Annotated in this window: 15 protein-coding genes and 2 riboswitches; of the genes, 13 read left to right on the forward strand and 2 right to left on the reverse strand. The window is 66.5% G+C overall.

The window, feature by feature from the left end:
• Nucleotides 1-77: 77 nt before the first annotated feature.
• The 13 genes from eccD (at nt 78) to AC5Y49_RS00430 (ending at nt 15,623) form a co-directional block, all read left to right on the forward strand.
• Nucleotides 78-1,589 carry a type VII secretion integral membrane protein EccD gene (gene eccD / locus AC5Y49_RS00370; RefSeq protein ID WP_499883866.1) on the forward strand — a complete coding sequence of 504 codons (1,512 nt, stop codon included), beginning with the start codon at nt 78-80 and terminating at the stop codon, nt 1,587-1,589.
• Nucleotides 1,567-3,291 (forward strand): type VII secretion-associated serine protease mycosin, encoded by a 1,725-nt coding sequence (gene mycP, locus AC5Y49_RS00375; protein WP_499884596.1) that lies wholly within the window; start codon nt 1,567-1,569, stop codon nt 3,289-3,291. Before eccD ends, mycP begins: the two co-directional genes overlap by 23 nt.
• Nucleotides 3,288-4,481: a type VII secretion protein EccE gene (gene eccE, locus AC5Y49_RS00380; protein ID WP_499883867.1), complete on the forward strand. Its 1,194-nt coding sequence runs from the start codon at nt 3,288-3,290 to the stop codon at nt 4,479-4,481. The genes mycP and eccE overlap by 4 nt, the downstream gene beginning before the upstream one ends.
• The gene (eccA, locus tag AC5Y49_RS00385) at nt 4,478-6,310 is read left to right on the forward strand and encodes a type VII secretion AAA-ATPase EccA (RefSeq protein ID WP_499883868.1); all 1,833 of its coding nucleotides are present in this window, start codon (nt 4,478-4,480) and stop codon (nt 6,308-6,310) included. Before eccE ends, eccA begins: the two co-directional genes overlap by 4 nt.
• A 259-nt stretch (nt 6,311-6,569) precedes the next feature.
• Nucleotides 6,570-6,740, forward strand: a riboswitch (M-box (ykoK) riboswitch).
• Nucleotides 6,741-7,038: 298 nt separating this feature from the next.
• Nucleotides 7,039-7,338, forward strand: a complete 300-nt coding sequence (locus AC5Y49_RS00390) for a PE family protein (RefSeq protein ID WP_499883869.1) — start codon at nt 7,039-7,041, stop codon at nt 7,336-7,338.
• A 12-nt stretch (nt 7,339-7,350) separates the two neighbouring features.
• Nucleotides 7,351-8,553, forward strand: a complete 1,203-nt coding sequence (locus AC5Y49_RS00395) for a PPE family protein (RefSeq protein WP_499883870.1) — start codon at nt 7,351-7,353, stop codon at nt 8,551-8,553.
• A 411-nt stretch (nt 8,554-8,964) separates the two neighbouring features.
• Nucleotides 8,965-9,135: riboswitch (M-box (ykoK) riboswitch) on the forward strand.
• Nucleotides 9,136-9,424: 289 nt separating this feature from the next.
• Nucleotides 9,425-9,724, forward strand: coding sequence for a PE family protein (locus AC5Y49_RS00400; protein ID WP_499883871.1), 300 nt, complete (start codon nt 9,425-9,427; stop codon nt 9,722-9,724).
• A 14-nt stretch (nt 9,725-9,738) separates the two neighbouring features.
• Nucleotides 9,739-10,932 (forward strand): PPE family protein, encoded by a 1,194-nt coding sequence (locus tag AC5Y49_RS00405; RefSeq protein WP_499883872.1) that lies wholly within the window; start codon nt 9,739-9,741, stop codon nt 10,930-10,932.
• Nucleotides 10,933-10,986: 54 nt separating this feature from the next.
• On the forward strand, nt 10,987-11,283 hold the full coding sequence (locus AC5Y49_RS00410; protein ID WP_499883873.1) for a WXG100 family type VII secretion target: 297 nt from the start codon (nt 10,987-10,989) through the stop codon (nt 11,281-11,283).
• A gap of 55 nt (nt 11,284-11,338) precedes the next feature.
• Entirely contained in the window at nt 11,339-11,623 is a 285-nt protein-coding gene (locus tag AC5Y49_RS00415) for a WXG100 family type VII secretion target (protein WP_499883874.1), read from the forward strand.
• 600 nt (nt 11,624-12,223) lie between these two features.
• Nucleotides 12,224-13,450 (forward strand): PPE family protein, encoded by a 1,227-nt coding sequence (locus AC5Y49_RS00420; protein ID WP_499883875.1) that lies wholly within the window; start codon nt 12,224-12,226, stop codon nt 13,448-13,450.
• Nucleotides 13,451-13,481: 31 nt separating this feature from the next.
• Nucleotides 13,482-14,816, forward strand: coding sequence for a PPE family protein (locus AC5Y49_RS00425; protein ID WP_499883876.1), 1,335 nt, complete (start codon nt 13,482-13,484; stop codon nt 14,814-14,816).
• A 78-nt stretch (nt 14,817-14,894) separates the two neighbouring features.
• Nucleotides 14,895-15,623 carry an MgtC/SapB family protein gene (locus tag AC5Y49_RS00430; protein WP_499883877.1) on the forward strand — a complete coding sequence of 243 codons (729 nt, stop codon included), beginning with the start codon at nt 14,895-14,897 and terminating at the stop codon, nt 15,621-15,623.
• On the opposite strand, the gene AC5Y49_RS00435 is transcribed toward AC5Y49_RS00430, so the two are convergent.
• On the reverse strand, nt 15,620-16,825 hold the full coding sequence (locus AC5Y49_RS00435; RefSeq protein ID WP_499883878.1) for an NAD(P)/FAD-dependent oxidoreductase: 1,206 nt from the start codon (nt 16,823-16,825) through the stop codon (nt 15,620-15,622). The two genes, AC5Y49_RS00430 and AC5Y49_RS00435, sit on opposite strands and share 4 nt — an antisense overlap.
• The gene (locus AC5Y49_RS00440; protein WP_499883879.1) at nt 16,822-17,742 is read right to left on the reverse strand and encodes an alpha/beta hydrolase fold domain-containing protein; all 921 of its coding nucleotides are present in this window, start codon (nt 17,740-17,742) and stop codon (nt 16,822-16,824) included. The genes AC5Y49_RS00435 and AC5Y49_RS00440 overlap by 4 nt, the downstream gene beginning before the upstream one ends.
• Between the last annotated feature and the right edge of the window lie 55 nt (nt 17,743-17,797).

The raw sequence follows: 17,797 nt of genomic DNA on the forward strand, positions 1-17,797 counted from the left end.
CAATTGGGACGGGCGTCGCAATTTAATAGCGAGGCAAGGCACATGAACTCAGAATTCGTCGACAAAGGGGCAGCACTATGACCGCGGTGGTGGCCGAAGCGCAGCAATCGGGCGCTGAGGCGGTTTCCTCACCTCAAGCGGCGGTGATCGCCATCATGGCCGCCGATGTGCAGATCGGCGTCCTGCTGGACGCCAATGCTCCGGTGTCGGTCATGGTCGACCCATTGCTGAAGGTCGTCAACAACCGGCTGCGCGAGCTGGATGTGGCACCGCTGGAGGCCACCGGACGCGGCCGCTGGATGTTGTGCCTGATCGACGGGACCCCGTTGCGGTCCGCGCAATCCCTGACCGAGCAGGACGTCTTCGACGGCGACCGGCTATGGCTGCGGTTCATCGAGGACACCGAGCATCGATCGCAGGTGATCGAGCACATCTCGACGGCGGTGTCGGTGAACCTGTCCAAACGGTTCGCAGCCATCGATCCGGTTGTCGCGGTGCAAGTCGGCGCCGCGATGTTGTCGGTGGGGGTGCTGCTCGCCGCGGCCGCGCTGGGGTGGTGGCGGTGGCGGGATGATTCCTGGCTGACAGCCAGCTACGCCGCGGTGATTGCGGTGCTGGTGCTGACGGTGGCGACGCTGGTGCTGATGCGTTCGACGTCGGTGCCCGAACGCCGGGTGGGCGACATGATCCTGGTCAGCGGGCTGGCGCCGCTGGCGGTGGCGGCCGCGGCGGCGCCACCGGGACCGGTAGGGGCACCGCATGCGGTGCTGGGTTTCGCGGTTGTCGGCGTCGGGTCGGTGCTTGCGCTGCGGTTCACCGGTCGGCGGCTGGGCCTCTACACCGCGATCATCACCATCTGTGTTGCCGCCACGGTGGCCAGCCTGGCACGCATGCTGCTGTTGACCGGTGCGGTGACGCTGATGTCGTGTCTGCTGCTTGCCTGTGTGATCGGCTATCACGCTGCGCCATCGCTGTCACGCTGGCTGTCCGGTATCCGGCTGCCGGTTTTTCCTTCGGCCACCAGTCGCTGGGTGTTCGAGGCTCGGCCCGATCTGCCGACCACGGTGGTCCTCTCCGGCAGTGGACGTCCGACCCTGGAAGGCCCGTCCTCCGTGCGCGACGTGGTGTTGCGCGCTCAGCGCGCCCGGGCGTTTTTGACCGGGCTGCTGGTGGGGTTGGGTGTGCTGGTCGTGGTGTGCCTGGCCGGACTGTGCGACCCGCACACCGGGCAGCGGTGGCTGCCGGTACTGCTGGCCGCCTCCACTGCCGGTTTCCTGCTGTTGCGTGGACGCTCCTATGTGGACCGCTGGCAGGCGATCACGCTGGCTTTGACCGCCGTCATCATCGTGGCGGCCGTGGTGGGGCGGTATGTGCTGGTGCTGTCTTCACCACTGTCGGTGTCGGTAGGCGCGGGAATCTTGGTGCTGCTGCCGGCCGCCGGCTTGACCGCCGCGGCGGTTGTACCCAACACGATCTACAGCCCGCTGTTCCGCAAATTCGTGGAGTGGATCGAGTACCTGTGCCTGATGCCGATATTCCCGCTGGCATTGTGGTTGATGAATGTCTATGCAGCGATCCGGTATCGGTAGCCGCACGGCAGCGCTGGCTGCCACCACGCTCATCGTGGCCTCGGCGGCTCTGGCAGGTTCGCCAGCGGCGTACGCGATCGCTCCGCCGGTGATCGACCCCGCGGCAGTGCCGCCCGACAGTCCACCCGGCCCCGAACAGCCGATGCGGCAAACCGCGTACTGCACTGAGGTTGGCGTGTTGCCCGGCACCGACTTTCGGATCCAGCCGAAGTACATGGACATGCTGAACCTGCCCGAAGCCTGGCGGTTCGGCCGTGGCGGCGGGGTGAAGGTCGCCGTCATCGACACCGGGGTGACGCCGCACCCCAGACTGCCGCGCCTAGCGGGCGGTGGCGACTACGTGATGGCCGGCGGCGACGGGCTGTCGGACTGCGACGCGCACGGAACACTCGTGGCGTCGATGATCGCCGCCACCCCGGCCAGCGGCGTAGCCCCGGCACCTCCGCCGGAGCGCAAGCCGCTTCCGGTGCCCACCAACGAACCGCCGCCCCCGGCGCCGCCGCCACAAACCATCACGTTGTCGGTGCCGCCTCCACCGCCTCAGACGGTGACTATGGTTCCGCCGCCGCCCGAGGAGCCCGCGCAGCCCGCATTCCCGTGGATGCCGGCACCCCCGAAAGCTCCGGCGGTCAACCGGCAGCACGGAAAGTTCGTCGCGCCGGGCTATACCGGCGGCGGGCGTTTCCGCGCCATCGACCGGCCGCGCCCGGCTGCCCCCAACCAACCGCCGCCGGGTCAACCGACCGACGCGTTCAGCGGCATCGCTCCCGACGTCGACTTGATCTCGATCCGGCAGTCCAGCCAGGCGTTCGGTCTCAAGGATGCGTTTACCGGGGATGAGGATCCGCAGACCCGGCAGAAGATGGACAACATCCGGACCATGGCCCGAGCGATCGTGCATGCGGCCGACATGGGTGCCTCGGTGATCAACATCTCTCAGGTGCTGTGCATGAGCGCGCGCAGCGTCCTCGATCAGGCCGACCTGGGCGCCGCTGTGCGCTATGCGGCGGTTGACAAGGATGCGGTCATCGTCGCTGCCGCCGGCGACACCAGTCAGAAGGACTGCAAACAGAATCCGCTCTATGATCCCTTGCAGCCCAAGGATCCCCGGGATTGGAACGGCGTGACAACCGTAGTGACGCCGGCCTGGTTCGACGAGTATGTCCTGACCGTCGGCGCCGTCGATGCGGCCGGCGCGCCGCTGGACAAAACGAGCGTGGCCGGGCCGTGGGTGTCCATCGCAGCACCCGGCACCGACATCGTCGGGCTCTCGCCGCGTCAGGACAGCTTGGTCAATGCGATCGACGGTCCGGATAACACGCTGTTGGTGCCGACCGGCACCAGCTTTTCGACCGCGATCGTCTCCGGAGTGGCCGCGCTGGTCCGGGCCAAGTATCCCGAGCTGTCGTCGCATCAGATCATCAACCGGTTGGTCCGCACGGCCAGGGCGCCGGCGCGGGGCGTCGACAATCAGATCGGACATGGTGTGGTGGACCCGGTCGCGGCACTGACCTGGGACGTTCCAGATGGTCCGGTGAAGCCCAAGGAGTTGTCGTCGCCGCTGAAACTGCCGCCACCGCCCCCCGAGCGCAACATGACGCCGGTTTGGGTGGCCGCTGGCGGATTGGCTGCGGCGGTGCTGCTGGTGGGAGCGATATTCGGGAGTGCGAAATTGATGCGACGGTCGGCGAGGGAGCGATGAAGGCGGAGCGACGGTTCGGGCTGGCCCTGTCGTGGGCGCGGATCACCGCGGTGTTTCTCATCGACGTCGCGGTGCTGGCGATCGCCAGTCATTGCCCGGACGCTTGGCAGAAAAACCATGTCGCGTGGTGGGTGGGCGTCGGTGTCGCGGTGCTGGTCACAATCGTCGCGATCGTGACGTACCGGGGCATCCCGCTCGCCGCGGCACCTGTTGCGCGGGTGCGTAATTGGTATGCCGATCCGGAAGCCCTGGTGGCTGGATGCACGCCGGCAATCGATCACCAGCGCCGGTTTGGCCGGGACGTGGTCGGAATTCGTGAATACGACGGCCGGCTGGTGACGGTGATCGCGGTGGAAGGGCCCGCCGACGCACCATCGGGCCGGCATCGCCAGCGGGCCGGCTCACCCGGCGCGCTACCGGTGGAGGCCGTCGCTTCGGCCTTGCGGCAGTTCGACGTTCGGTTGGACGGCGTCGACATCGTCTCGGTGGGCGAACGGCAGGGACCCACGGGCCCCGGCGAATGGGCGTCGGCCAGTCAAGACGATCTCGAGGCCGGGGAGAACCAACGCCCGCTGGAGGATCGCAGGACCTGGATCGTGCTGCGGATGGACCCGCAGCACAACGTGGCGGCGGTGGCCGCGCGCGATTCGCTGGCCTCGACGCTCGCGGCTGCCACCGAGCGGCTCACTCAAGATCTCGACGGGCGGCGCTGCATGGCCCGCATCCTTACCGCCGCCGAGATCGCCGATGTCGACGACGCGGTGTTGGCGGGCCTGGACCCCGGCCAGATTCGGCCGTACTGGCGCTTCCTCAAGTGCGCTGACGTGTATGTGACGAGCTTTTGGGTGTCGCCGGCCGACATCACCGAGACCATGCTGGACGAGCTGTGGCTCACCGACACCGACGTCACCGTGGTGACGGTCCGGCTCACCCCGCGACGCGGCGGCATCGACGTGTCGGCATTCGTGCGCTATCACAGCGACAAACGCCTACCAAAAAGTATGTGGAGCGGGCTGAATCGACTCACCGGACGTCAATTGCACGCGGTGCGCGCCAGCTTGCCGGCCCCTATGGCAGGTGCGGCGCTGATGATGTCAAGCCGGGTGCTGAGCGACGACGAATCCGTCACGGTCGCGATTGACTCGGTCGCTCCGCCGTACCCGGTGAGCGGCGCCGGGACGCCGCAATGACCAGGCCGCAGGCCGCCGCGACGGATGCCCGTAACGCGATGGTCGCTGGCCTGCTGGCGTCTGGCGTCTCCGTAAACGGCCTACAGCCCAGCAACAATCCGCAGGTGGCGCTGCAGATGTTCACCACCGCCAGCCGCCTCGACCCCGACATGTGCGATGCCTGGCTGGCCCGGGTACTGGCCGGTGAACAGGATCTCGAAGTGCTCACCAATGCCTGGGAAACCGCGAAGACGTTCGGCTGGGAGATCCGCCGCCTGGGTCTGTCGGACTTGGAGTTTCGCCCCGAGGTGTCCGACGGGCTGTTTCTGCGACTGGCCGTCACCAGCGTGGAATCACTGGCGGCTGCCTATGCCGCCGCCCTGGTCGATGCGAAACGCTATGCGGACGCAGCACGGCTGCTCGATCAGACGGAACCACGGCATGCCTTCGACGCCGAGCTGATCGCCTATGTCCGTGGCGTGCTGTTTTTCCGCACCGGCCGTTGGCCCGATGTGCTGACTCAGTTTCCGCCGTCCAGGCAGTGGCGTCATCCCGAGTTGAAGGCCGCCGGAGCGGCGATGGCTACGACGGCGTTGGCGTCGCTGGGGGTCTTCGAGGAAGCCACCCACCGTGCCCAAGAAGCGATCGAGGGCGACCGGGTGCCCAACGCGGCCAACGTCGCCATGTACACCAAGGGAATGTGCCTGCGGCACTTGGGCCGCGAGGACGAGGCCGTCGAGATGCTGCGGCGCGTCTATTCGCGTGACGCCAAGTTCGCCCCGGCCCGTGAAGCATTGGACAACCCCAACTATCGGCTGGTGCTGACCGACCCGGAAACCATCGAGGCGCGGACAGACCCGTGGGATCCCGACAGCGCGCCGACCCGCGAGCAGGCCGAAGCGGCCCGACACGCCGAGATGGCCAAGAAGTACTTGGCTGAAGGCGATGCGGAGCTCAATGCGATGTTGGGCATGGGACAGGCCAAACGCGAAATCAAACTGATCAAGTCGACGACCAAAGTGAATCTGGCGCGCGCGAAAATGGGTCTGCCCGTGCCTATCTCGTCGCGGCACACGTTGCTTTTAGGTCCGCCCGGCACCGGCAAAACCACGGTGGCGCGAGCGTTCACCAAGCAGCTGTGCGGGCTGACCGTGCTGCGTAAGCCGTTGGTGGTGGAGACGAGCCGCTCCAAGCTGCTCGGTCGCTATATGGCCGACGCTGAGAAGAACACCGAGGAGATGCTCGAAGAGGCGTTGGGCGGGGCCGTCTTCTTCGATGAGATGCATAACCTGCATGAGCGTGGCTACTCGCAGGGTGACGCTTACGGCAACGCGATCATCAACACATTGCTGCTTTACATGGAGAATCACCGCGACGAGCTGGTGGTGTTCGGGGCTGGCTACGCCAAAGCGATGGAGCGGATGCTGGAGGTGAACCAGGGTCTGCGGCGGCGGTTTTCGACGGTGATCGAGTTCTACAGTTACACACCGCCGGAGTTGATCGCGCTCACCCAGCTGATGGGCCGGGAAAACGAGGACGTGATCACCGACGACGCGGTCGAGGTGTTGTTGCCGTCGTACACAAAGTTCTACGACGACGAAAACCTCTCCGAGGACGGCGATCTGATCCGGGGTATTGACGTCCTCGGCAATGCGGGCTTCGTACGGAATGTGGTGGAAAAGGCTCGCGATCACCGCAGTTTCCGCCTCGACGACGAAGACCTGGACGCGGTGCTGTCAAGTGAGCTCGACGAGTTCAGCGAGGACCAGCTGCGCCGGTTCAAGGAGTTGACCCGCGACGATCTCGCCGAGGGACTCGGTGCCGCCGTGGCCGAGAAGAAGAGCACATAGTCGCTGACGTTCGGCTGTCACACAGCAAGTCGACAGCTAACTGTGACGCAACTGGCAGACGGTCTCCGCTGCACGTCGCTAAAGTATGCTCTCAGGAAGATATCCGCAGGACAACGCGATTTTCTCCTCGCGGTCTGCACTACCTGCAGTACCGCGCCGTGGCTGGCTGCAGCAATCCAGGCTGATGAGTCCTCCCGGCGCTGCACAGCGGTTGCCAAACCGATTGACCCCTTCCCGCCGCGGTGTCACCATGACGCTGCATGCACCTCGCTAGGTGAGGCGTCTGCACGGATATAGGCCACTGACCTCGAACGTCGAAAGACGCCCAGGGTCAGGACAGCTCTTCCCGGCTTAAGGGTTGAGCCCAAGTGGCTTCCGGGACAACCGGATACGCCGTGTGGTGCCAAAGCTCTGACGAGAGGGGTGCCCTCCGGCGCACGATGTCGTCGGAGGGCTCACTCACTCTTGTGCAGCTGTGGTGGCACTGCTGTGCGTTGGGGGTGAGGAGGTGGGCGAGAGTCAATTCTCTTGATAGTCCTTGTCGCAACCATCAGAAATCGATGACCGTTTCGCTCCGATCCGGTCACGGCACCGTATTCGCCGGCTGAATCTGCTTGCGCCAGGCCATCTCTCCGTCTTCGGAGCACATCGGCGTTGACGCAGACCGCCAGCAGCACAGCGACCGAAGCCCGCAACCGGGTCGGACTTATCCGTAAGGAGAAGTCCAAATGTCTTTCGTGACGACACAGCCGGAAATGCTGTCTGCAGCGGCCGGCAATTTGCAGGGGATCGGTACGGGCCTCGCCGCGCAGAACGCGGCTGCAGCCGGACCGACGACGGCAGTGGTGCCCGCGGCGGCCGACGAGGTATCAGCGCTGACCGCAGCGCAATTCGCGACGCACGCCCAGTTGTACCAAGCCGTCAGTTCCCAGGCAGCGGCGGTTCACGAGATGTTCGTGAGCACGCTGTGCGTCAGCGCCGGCTCGTATGCCGCGACCGAGGCCGCCAACGCGGTCGCTGCGGGTTAGGGGGGCGGCACCATGGATTACGGAGCATTCCCACCAGAATTCAACTCCGCCCGCATGTATGCCGGCGGTGGTGTCGGGTCGTTGATGGCGGCAGCATCGGCCTGGGATGGCTTGGCCACCGAACTCAGTTCGGCCGCGGCTTCCTACTCGTCGGTGATTTCCGGCCTTGCCGGCAACGCCTGGCTGGGCGCCGGCTCGGCGTCGATGGCGGCGGCTGCCGCGCCGTATGCGGCATGGATGAGTACCACTGCCGCGCAGGCCGAGTCCACGGCCGGCCAAGCCAGGGCGGCCGCGGCCGCTTATGAAGCGGCATTTGCGATGACGGTTCCGCCGCCGGTGATCGCCGCCAACCGCAGCTTGTTGATGTCGCTGGTCGCGACCAACGTGCTGGGCCAAAACACCCCGGCCATTGCAGCGACCGAAGCACATTACGGCGAAATGTGGGCCCAGGACGCTGGAGCAATGTACGGCTATGCCGCCGCCTCGGCCGTTGCCACGAAGGTGGACCCGTTCACGCCGCCGCAGCAGAATACAAACCAGGCGGGCCTGGCCGCACAGGGCGTGGCCGTCGGTCAATCCATTGGATCTGCATCCGGCTCCGGCGTGCAATCGTCGCTGTCCCAAGTGGTTTCGATGACGCCTCACGCTCTGCAGAGCCTCTCCTCGCCGATGGCAACCGCTGGCGCCGGCGCCGGTGTACCGGGAGTTTCGGGGGGCCTAGGCCCCGGGGATTTCATGAACGCTGGGACAAACCTGATGAGCAGCTCGCTTAGCCCGATGGGGCTGGCCGGTATCACCCAGGCCGGCGCGGACATCGCCGTGATGCACGCTGCCGCATCCGGCGGGCTCGGCATCGACGGTTTAAGTGAGCTCGGACCGGGACTCTTGCCCGTGGTGCCGGGTTCCGGCGTAGCTGCGATCACGCCGGTAGGCGGGACCGGCGCAGTGGCCGCCGGTCTGGGCCGGGCGAGCTTCGTCGGGGCGTTATCGGTCCCGCAGAGCTGGGCCGGCGCCCCGGCGACGACCCCCTTGGCGACGGCCTCGTTGGTTTCTAACTGGACTGCCGCCCCCCAGGCCGTAGCGGGGGAGATGGCCGGGACGCCGGGCATGCCGGGGATGCCGATGGTGGGGTCGTCCGGACGCGGGTTCGGTTTCGCGGCGCCCCGGTACGGGTTCCGTCCCGTGGTGATGGCACATCCACCGGCTGCCGGATAGTGGAGGCTGATCGAAAACACTAGTGCCCGAACGAGTTTCTGCTGCGCAGGCAGAGCTGATCGCGCTGCCCGGCGATTGCCGCCGTTGAGCTGGCCGGAGCCGGTTGTATCCCGCCGCCGCGGGTGTCGTGGGCCAGGCAAGCCGGCGACATGGCCCGGGAGCGCTCCCAGCTATTCAGCAGCTCGCAAACACTTCTAGCGGCTCACGGCAAGCCTGACGAGTAACCACCGTCGTCGACGGCACGGTGAACGCGGTGCTCAGCGCCACCACCGGGGCGAGCACCGACTCAACACCGCACCCGGTATCGGTACTGCACAGCAACTTCTGACCGAGCCACCGCCGACGTTATTGCATGCGGTTCCAGGCGAGGCAAGTTGACGTGCCTCGATTCCGGTGCCACCATGGCCTCTGCAAGCACCTCGCTAGGTGAGGCGTCTGCACGGATATAGGCCACTGACCTCGAACGTCGAAAGACGCCCAGGGTCAGGACAGCTCCTCCCGGCTTAAGGGTTGAGCCCAAGTGGCTTCCGGGACAACCGGATACGCCGTGTAGTGCCAAAGCTCTGACGAGAGGGGTGCCGCGTCCGGTATCGATTGCCGGGTCGCCTCATCCCTGTGTGCATCCGTGTCGGCACCCCCGTGTGCCCTGGCCGCGAGGAGGTGAGAGCGAGATTGAGTCCCAGTGATAGTCCCTATCCGAGATCGATGACCGTTTCGTTCGAATCCGTCCCCGGCACGGTTTACTCCATCTGATTCGGCTCGCCCTGAATGAGCTGATAGGCACGTCTTCGCGTTAGGCGTGGGTGGTTTCGGCATGCCCTGATGCCACCGTGGCGGCTGGATTCGGCCTGCTCCCCGAAGGAGAAGTCCGATGACTTTTTTGACCACACAGCCCGAGATGTTGACGGCGGCCGCCGGCAACCTGCAGGGCATTGGTTCTGCGATGTCGGCGCAGAACGCGGCCGTGGCCGGCCCGACAAGCGCGGTGTTTCCCGCCGCCGCTGACGAGGTCTCGGCGCTGACCGCGGCGCAGTTCGCTGCGCACGCACAGCTGTACCAAGTCGTCAGCGCACAGGCTGCGGCGATTCACGAAATGTTTGTGTCCACCATGCGCGCCAGCGCCGGGTCATACGCGGTCACTGAAGCCGCCAACGCGATCGCGGCCGGTTAAGGAGGGGTGTAGCAATGGATTTCGGAGCATTCCCACCAGAATTCAACTCTGCGCGCATGTATGCAGGGGCTGGCTCGGCCCCGCTGCTTGCCGCGGCATCGGCGTGGCAAGGACTGGCCGCCGAATTGCGTTCGACGGCCGCCGCCTATGAGTCGGTGATCGCCGGGCTGACGAGCGAAGGGTGGATGGGGCCGGCGTCCGCATCGATGGCGGCCGCCGCCGCGCCGTACGCGACGTGGATGAGCACGACTGCCGCGCAAGCGGAACAGACCGCCGCGCAAGCCAAGGCAGCGGCCGGCGCCTACGAGGCGGCATTCGCGATGACGGTGCCGCCGCCAGTGGTCGCGGCCAACCGGACACAACTGGCTTCGCTGGTTGCGACCAACGTTTTGGGGCAGAACACCCCCGCGATCGCGGCCACCGAGGCCCACTACGGCGAAATGTGGGCTCAGGACGCGACCGCGATGTACGGGTATGCCGGATCGTCGGCAGCCGCCTCGAAGGTCACCCCCTTCCGCGCGCCGCGGCACAACACCAACCCTGCGGGCTTGGTCGCGCAACAGGCAGCAAGTGCTCAAGCCGCCGGTGCCAGCACGCAGTCCCAGCTGTCCCAGCTGGTGACCGCGATGCCGACGACGCTGCAGGGGCTGGCATCACCGATGGCAGGCACCGGGTCCGGGTCCGGGCTCGGGGGCCTTCTCGGCGGGACGGGTATCCAGCCCGGAGATTTCCTGAACGCCGGGACAAACCTCATGAGCAGTTCTTTCAGCCCGATGGGCATAGCTGGTATCACCCAGATCGGGGCGGATGCCGCCGTCATCCGCGGCGCGGCGATAGCGCCCTTCGACCCGCTGGCTCTGGGCGGGCTGGACGGACTCCCAGCCGTGGCACCGGGTGCCGGGATATCGGCGATCGGACCAGCCGGCTTGGGCGGCGGCGCCGTTTCGGCGGGGATCGGTCAGGCGAAGATGGTCGGCTCCTTGTCGGTGCCGCAAGGCTGGACTGCCGCTACCCCGGTGGCCAACTCAGCCCTTGCGCGGTTCCCGGCCAGCGGCTGGACCGGCGCCGTTCCGGCGGCCGAGCCGGGCGGCATGCCTGGCATGCCTGGCATGCCGATGGCGGGTGCAGGCGCACGCGGCTACGGCTTTGCCGCACCCCGGTACGGCTTCAAGCCGACGGTGATGGCTCGACCGGTGATCGCCGGTTGACACAGCGGCGACCAAATTCACACTGCCAGATACGCACATAAAGGAGACATTGAGATGCCTACGCGTTTTATGACTGACCCGCACGCGATGCGGGATATGGCGGGCCGTTTCGACGTGCACGCTCAGACCGTCGAAGACGAGGCCCGCAAGATGTGGGCCTCGTCCCAAAACATCGCCGGAGCCGGCTGGACCGGGACCGCCCAGCTGACCTCGCACGACACCATGGGCCAGATGAACACCGCGTTTCGCAACATCGTCAACATGCTCCACGGCGTGCGCGACGGGCTGATCCGCGACGCCAACAACTACGAACAACAAGAGCAGACCTCACAGCAAATCCTCAGCAGCTAACCAGCCACATGCCAGCGACGGCTGCGTACGCTTTTCCTCACGTTAGGAGACGTAGATGACTATTAACTACCAATTCGGGGACGTGGATGCCCACGGCGCGCTGATCCGCGCCCAAGCCGCCTCCCTAGAAGCCGAACACCAGGCCATCATCCGCGATGTGCTTGCCGCCGGCGACTTTTGGGGCGGCGCGGGCTCAGTGGCCTGCCAGGAATTCATCACCCAGTTGGGCCGCAACTTCCAAGTGATCTACGAACAGGCCAACGCTCACGGCCAAAAAGTCCAAACGGCCGGCAACAACATGGCCTCCACCGACTCCGCCGTCGGCTCCAGCTGGGTCTGACACCGGCTCATGGCAGGTCCCGATCGTCGCGTCGTGTCCGGGACGCCTGCGACGAAAACGTCCACTGCTGCACCACGGAGGGTGCGGCAGATGGCATGCCCTGCCGATGAATTCGAATTCCGCTTCGGCGGCGGCTATGCGCCTCCGGTGAAGTCAGCGCTGCCTGTCTCAGCCGAAATTCCCTGGCGTACTTGGGAACTCGGCGTACTTCGCCGAAACAGCTACGTCGACGGGTATCTTCAACGGCGCATGCATCGGCAATGGCGCACCAGAGGCTCATAGCCGTTCCGGGGCGGATTCCGGGGAAGTTGACCGGCGACGCTTTTCCTAATGCAGACATTTACACAACGGTTTCGGCGTGCCATCGTCACACAACCCGGCGCCTGCCAATAGGTTTATTGTTCGGTCACTTTGCCGCAACCTCAACCGAACAATGATCGCTGATCATCGGCGATAAAGCAGAGCGACGGCCCCGGCTACGAAAAGCCAGCCGCAGCAATCGACTCGGCACATACTTCAACGACAGGACCGCCAACGTTTCACCAGAGACACGCAACCACCGGCCGGGATTGCGCCAGCTAAGGCCGAAAGGTAGTAGACATGTACTTCGGAGCGTTACCGCCGGAAATCATCTCCGGCCGCATGTACCTCGGTCCCGGAGCGGGGCCGATGATCGCCGCCGCGGCCGCCTGGGACGGGCTGGCCACCGAGTTGGGCACCACGGCCTCCTCCTATCAATCGGTGATCGAAGGTCTCACCGGCGGAGCGTGGCAGGGCCCGACCGCGCTGGCGATGGCAGCGGCCGCAGCGCCATATGTGGCGTGGATGAGTGCCAGTGCGGCGCAGGCCGAGCAGACCGCCAGTCAGGCCAAAGCGGCGGCGGCCGCATATGAGACCGCATTCGCGGCCACCGTTCCGCCGCAGGTGATTGCCGCCAACCGCAGCCTGCTGATGACGCTGATCGCCACCAACCTGCTGGGACAGAACACTGCGGCGATTGCAGCCACTGAATTCCACTATTCCGAAATGTGGGCGCAGGACGCGGCCATGATGTACGGCTATGCCGCTGCTTCGGCAAGCGCCACCGAGTTGACACCGTTCACCCCACCGCCGGAAACCACCAGGGCAGACGGGTTGAGCACACAGGGTGCGACGGTCGCCCAAGCGGTCGGCAGGTCAGCGGGCGCAAACACCCAGACGAGCCTGTCGCAGCTGGTCACTGCGGTACCCAATACGCTGCAGAACTTCGCCTCACCGTTGGCGCCTGCCGCGGACCCTGCCGCATCACCGCTCACCTCGTTCTTGGATTTCATCACCGGCCCCACATCGCCGATCTCCTACTTCCCGGTCGCCGGCGTTCCCTACCTGTTGGCGTTTCAGAACGTCCTGCTGCCGATGGTGGGGCAGAATTTGGCGACCGCGCTCGGGTCACCCGTGGCCACCGGCGCGTTGCTGGGCGGCGAGCTCGGTTCGTGGACGCATGCACTCGGGGCCACGGGCGTCGGGTCGGCGGTATCGGCCGGGATGGGCAACGCCAGCATGGTCGGCAAGCTGTCGGTGCCGCAAAGCTGGGCCGCCGCCGCGCCGGCGATCAGACCGGCGGCCTTTGTACTGCCGGGCAGTGGCCTTTCAGCCGCCCCGGCTGTCATGGCCGAGGGCTCGGAAGGTCTCTTCAGCCAGATGGCGTTGTCGAGTCTGGCCGGCCGTGCCGTCGCCGGCACCGGTGGCAGCGTTGCCCGCTCGGTGGGGGGCACCGCTGCGGCCTCCATGGGCGGAGCTGATGTCGCCACGACGGCAACCATCATCGTGATACCGGCGGACGAATGACAATGCTCGTCACAAAGCAAGGGGACTAGCAATGGATTTCGGGGCATTCCCACCGGAGATCAATTCCGCTCGCATCTACGCCGGCCCGGGTTCGGGATCGATGGTCACCGCAGCAGCGGCCTGGGACGGGCTGGCCGCAGAGCTGCGTTCATCGGCGGCCGCATACAGCGCCACGGTCTCCGGGCTGACGGCAGAATCATGGCAAGGCCCGTCCTCGGCCGCAATGATGACCGCGGCAGCCCCTTATGCGGCGTGGATGAACAGCACGGCGGCCCAAGCCGAGCAGACCGCCATCCAGGCCCGGATGGCCGCGGTCGCCTACGAGACCGCGTTCGCCGCAATGGTGCCTCCGCCCGTGATCGCGGCCAACCGTAGCCAACTCGCGTCGCTGGTAGCGACAAACATTTTGGGGCAGAACACGGTGGCGATCGCGGCCACCGAGGGCCAGTACGGCGAAATGTGGGCCCAAGACGCCGCGGCGATGTACAGCTACGCCGGTCAGTCGGCGGCCGCCTCGAGAGTGACCCCGTTTGCCGCGGCGCCGGAAGTCGCGAAATCCGGCGGCGCGCTGACCCAACTCGCTGGGACCGCGCAATCGACCGGCGCCAGCACGCACACCACGCTGTCGCAGCTGATGTCCACGACACCGCAAGCCCTGCAAGCCCTGCAAGCACCGCTGGCCGATCCGCCCACGCTGTCCCAAATCAGCGCGTACATCGAAGCAATTCCGAAGCTGATCCTGCCGGCTAACGACGTGTTGATCACCGTGATATTCGGGCTCGCCGCAGCGGTGCGGGCGATCACCTCGGCATCCGCCAGCGCCGGAACCGGAGCGCTGGCAGCGGGACTCGGAACGGCAACACATGTCGCCGGCGTTGCCGGCGTCGCGGGCTCAGCAGCGTCGGCGGTCTCGGCGGGGATGGGCAACGCGGGCATGGTCGGAGCACTGACCGTGCCACCCAGCTGGGCCGCGGCCACCCCGACAATCCGTCTGGCGGCCAGCGTTTTACAGGGCACCGGTGTGGGCGCCGCCCCAACGGTGATCGCGGAGGGCCCGGCCGGTTTGTTCGGCTCGCTGGCCCTGGCCGGCATGGCCGGCAGCGCGCTGGGGAGCGCTGCTCCCGCCAGGGTTCTGGGCGGACCAGCCGCCAAGGTCGGCCGGCCCACTGCCGGCAACGACGCCCAGACGCCGGACAAGCTCAAGCGTGTGCTCGCGGAGATGTCGCAGAATCCGGAATCGGTGCAGCACTGGCACACTGACCACGCTCAGCTCGAGAGCTTGCTCGCGCAATTGTCGAAGAAGCCGGGCGTCCACGCCGTGCACGTGTCCAACAAGGACAAGCCCGCCAAACCGCAGTCGCTCTAGTCGTAGTCGCCCTGGCGCGCGGTGGTCATCAACGTCGTCCACACTGAGAACGACACGTTGGGACGACAGGGGAGTGTGATGCAGACGCTGAGCACCGCCGACTTCGCGCTGCGGTTGGCCGTGGGCTTGGGCTGTGGAGCAATGATCGGGCTGGAGCGCCAATGGCGGGCACGGATGGCCGGGCTGCGCACCAACGCCCTGGTGGCAGCCGGCGCCACCTTGTTCGTGCTCTACGCCGTCGCCGCCAACGACACCAGCCCTACCAGGGTCGCGTCCTATGTGGTCTCCGGTGTGGGTTTCCTCGGTGGCGGGGTCATCCTGCGCGAGGGTTTCAACGTGCGCGGGCTCAACACCGCTGCCACCCTATGGTGTTCGGCGGCGGTTGGGGTGTTGGCCGCCGCCGGACACTTGCTGTTCGCGCTGATCGCCACCGGAACGGTCGTGGCCACCCACCTTTTGGGACGCCCACTGGGACACCTCATCGACCACGACAACATCGTCGAGGAGGACGAAGACCAGCAGCCCTATCAACTGCAGCTGATCTGTCGCCCCAAGTCCGAGAAATACGCTCGCGCCCAGATCGTGCAGCGCACCAGCGGGAACGACTTCGTGCTGCGCGGCATCCACACCGGGCGGGCCCCCGACGACAACGTCGCCTTGACCGCGTATCTACTCAGCGACGGCCACGCCCCGGCCCGGCTCGAGCGGCTCGTCGCCGAACTGTCGTTGCAGCCGGGTGTGCACGCGGTGCACTGGTATGCCGGCGACCAGGCCAGCCCAATGCCGCCCGCTCCGCAGTCCGATTAGCCGCCGATTTCAGGCCGGCCCTGCAAATCTGGTGCGGCAGCGGCCAGCAATGCCGCGCGGCCACCGCTTGTGGGCGGATAGATCCGCTGGGTATTGATGGTCCGCTTCGTCGACTTGGCCTCACTGCCACAGGCCACCACCTGGCGGTCCCAACCTTCGGTGTACACGGCACCGGCCGCGCCGAGGTCGAGAACTGTGACATACCAAGGGATTCGAAGGGGCAGCATCGGTTCGCCGAGCAGATCGCTGACGACGTTGTAACCGGCGTAGCGGCCCATTGGTCGACCGTGCTGGCATGACATCACCGACAGGTGGTCGTCGTCCATCGTGGCGGCGGCGACATCACCGGCCGCGAACAGCGCCGGGACTCCGATCACCTGAAGATAGTCGTCGACCCGCACCCGCCCGAGGCGATCACCCGCGACCGGCAGCTGCGCGGTCAACGGGCTGGCCCGCATGCCGGCGCACCAGACCACTGTCGCCGCGTCGATCTGCTCTCCCGACGAGAAGGACACGCCCCGCCGGGTTACTTCGGTGACTCCCGTCCCCAACCTGGTCTCAACACCGTTTTCGGACAAAGCCTGTTCGATCACCGGGCGCGCCGACGGGCCCATATCGGACCCCACCCACGGATTCCGGTCGACGAGTAGCACTCGCGGCGCGATTGCGTCGGTCACTTCGGCCAGCCGCCCGGGTAGCTCACAGGCGGTTTCGATGCCGGTCAGCCCGCCGCCGACCACGACGGCGGTGGCCGCTGCGCGCGTCGACGGACCGCTCGCCAGCGTGCATAGATGTTGCGCCAACGCCATGGCGCCGTCGTAGGTGTCGACGTCAAACCCGAAGTCTCGCAAGCCAGGGATACCGGGCTTGACGACCTGACTACCCGAGGCCAACACCAGTCCGTCGTAGCGGTGTGCTGTTCCCGTCGAGGTAGTGACGACCCGTGCATCGGTGTCGATCGCGGTCACTTCGGCGGCGAGATGGGTGATACCGGCGGGGTCGAGCACGTCGGCGAGCGGGATACGGCACGCGCTCAGGTCCGCCTCGTAGTTACGGACCCGGATATCGTGGAAGGGCTCGCGGCTCAACACTGTAATGCCGACATCACCGTCGGGCACGCCTAGTTCATCGAGGCGGCGACCCGCGCCCAGCGCGGCCCACAAGCCCGCAAAACCCGAACCAATGACGAGGATGTCGCTCAAGGGCTCAGCACCTGCTGGATCTGGGTGAGCGCCTCACCGCCGTGCCGACCGGGCAGCAGCATCCACACGTGCATCCCGCCCGGCCGTTCGTACCAGCCGATGTCGAGTCCGTGCGCCGTCGCGCGCTCATGGAAGGCGCGGGCGTCCGGGTTGAGCACATCGTGGGTTCCGGTGAACACCGTCAGCCGCGGGAGTCCGGTCAGCGGGCCGACACTCGGGCTGACCAACGAGGTGTCCAGCGGATCGCCGCCCGCATAGCGGATTCCCGCGGCACGCAGATCGTCCAGATTCAGCAACGGGTCGATCTTGGCTACGGCGGTCACACCAGGGTCGGGCAGCGCGACGTGCATCCAGGGCGAAAGCAGCACCGCGTCGCTCGGCTGCGCCAGCCCCGCGTCGCGTACTGCGTGACACAGCGCGAACGCCATCCCGCCGCCGGCCGAATCACCCATGAAGGCAATTGAATTCGGCTCACGGCCGTCGAGCAGGCGCCGGTAGGTCTGCAACAGAAATGGAAACACCTCGCGGTAGCTGTGTTCGGGAGCGATCGGGTAGATCGGCACGGTTATCGTGCGCCGCAAGGTGTTGGCCAGCTTGGCGATGGCCGGCCAGTGGAAATGGGGGAGCAGGTCGAGCACGTAGGCGCCCCCGTGCAGATACAACAGATGACCGGCCAGCGCGTCTTGGTCGACCAGCCGCGGGCTGACCTCGTACACCGGGCGGCCGCCGAGGTCCACCCGCTCGACCCGGATCCGCTTGAGCACCCGCTTGGACGGCTGACCGGCGTACGGCGGTCTCGGGTGAGCAGCCCACTGGTCGAGCTTCGCGGCGGGAAACAGCCGGTTGCGGACGCCGGTGGAGCGCAGCAGCCGCTGAGCCAGGCCGGGGGTGAGCGTCGTACGGTCGATCGCCTTCATCAGCGACAGTCTGAACGCTGCGCGCAGGTTAGACCAGCCGCGCGGTGCCGGCGGC

The sequence above is a fragment of the Mycobacterium sp. NGS62 genome (assembly GCF_059812285.1).